At 59.0% G+C, this 1319-nt stretch carries 1 protein-coding gene; it reads left to right on the plus strand.

The features are described 5' to 3' along the window. Nucleotides 1-67 precede the first annotated feature (67 nt). Nucleotides 68-1287 (plus strand): IS3 family transposase gene (locus FBZ99_RS32965; RefSeq protein ID WP_186450385.1). Its coding sequence is split into 2 segments (ribosomal slippage): nt 68-398 and nt 398-1287, totalling 1221 coding nucleotides; the frame shifts between segments, so codons are not numbered across the junction. The last annotated feature ends 32 nt before the right edge of the window (nt 1288-1319 follow it).

Below are 1319 nucleotides of genomic sequence, written 5' to 3' on the forward strand. Positions count from 1 at the left end.
TGAACTGCACCCCGTTCTGACCGGACAGTCGGCATAAGCAGAAAGGCTCAAGCACAGGCTTGAGGACATGCTTATGTCTAACGAGTATCGACACGTTGAACTGCTGACGGGTGATGTCCGGCGCAGACGGTGGACAACCGAGCAAAAGCTGACAATCATCGAGCAGAGTTTCGAACCAGGCGAGACGGTATCTTCCACCGCTCGCCGCCATGGGGTTGCGCCCAATCTGCTTTACCGGTGGCGCAGGCTCTTGAGCGAGGGAGGTGCTGCAGCCGTGGATTCTGACGAGCCGGTTGTAGGCAATTCGGAAGTGAAGAAGCTGGAGGACCGCGTCCGCGAGCTGGAGCGCATGCTCGGCCGCAAAACGATGGAGGTCGAAATCCTCCGCGAAGCACTTTCGAAAGCAGACTCAAAAAAACGGATATCGCGGCCGATCTTGTTGCCGAAGGACGGTTCCCGATGAAGACCGTCGCAGACACGCTGGGCGTCTCCCGCTCCAACCTCGTTGAGCGGCTGAAAGGCAGATCAAAGCCGCGCGGGCCCTATCACAAGGCCGAGGATACAGAGCTTCTGCCCGCCATTCGCAGGCTGGTTGATCAAAGGCCAACCTATGGCTATCGGCGGATCGCCGCGCTCCTCAATCGCGAAAGGCGAGCCGCCGATAAGCCTGTCGTCAACGCCAAGCGGGTTCATCGCATCATGGGTAACCACGCGATGTTGCTGGAGAAGCATACGGCCGTTCGCAAGGGCCGCATCCATGACGGCAAGGTCATGGTCATGCGCTCGAACCTGCGCTGGTGCTCGGATGGACTGGAGTTTAACTGCTGGAATGGCGAAGTCGTTCGTCTCGCCTTCATCATCGACGCCTTCGACCGCGAAATCATCGCCTGGGCGGCGGTCGCTAATGCAGGCATCTCCGGCTCAGACGTGCGCGACATGATGCTGGAGGCGGTCGAAAAACGCTTCGGCGCAACCCGAGCCCCGCATGCTATCGAGCACCTCTCGGATAATGGCTCGGCCTATACCGCACGGGAGACACGGATGTTTGCCCAGGCGCTCAATCTGACGCCCTGCTTCACGCCGGTGGCCAGCCCCCAGTCGAACGGCATGTCCGAGGCATTCGTGAAAACTCTGAAACGGGATTACATCCGCCTATCAGCTCTACCGGACTCCGAAACGACGCTCCGGCTCATCGACGGATGGATTGAAGATTACAACGAAATCCATCCCCATTCCGCGCTCAAGATGGCTTCCCCACGGCAGTTCATCAGGGCTAAATCAAACTAGCCGACATGTCCGGTGAAACGGGGAGCACTCCA

It is taken from the genome of Rhizobium sp. ERR 1071, assembly GCF_007828675.1.
GTDB classification, from domain to species: domain Bacteria; phylum Pseudomonadota; class Alphaproteobacteria; order Rhizobiales; family Rhizobiaceae; genus Rhizobium; species Rhizobium dioscoreae.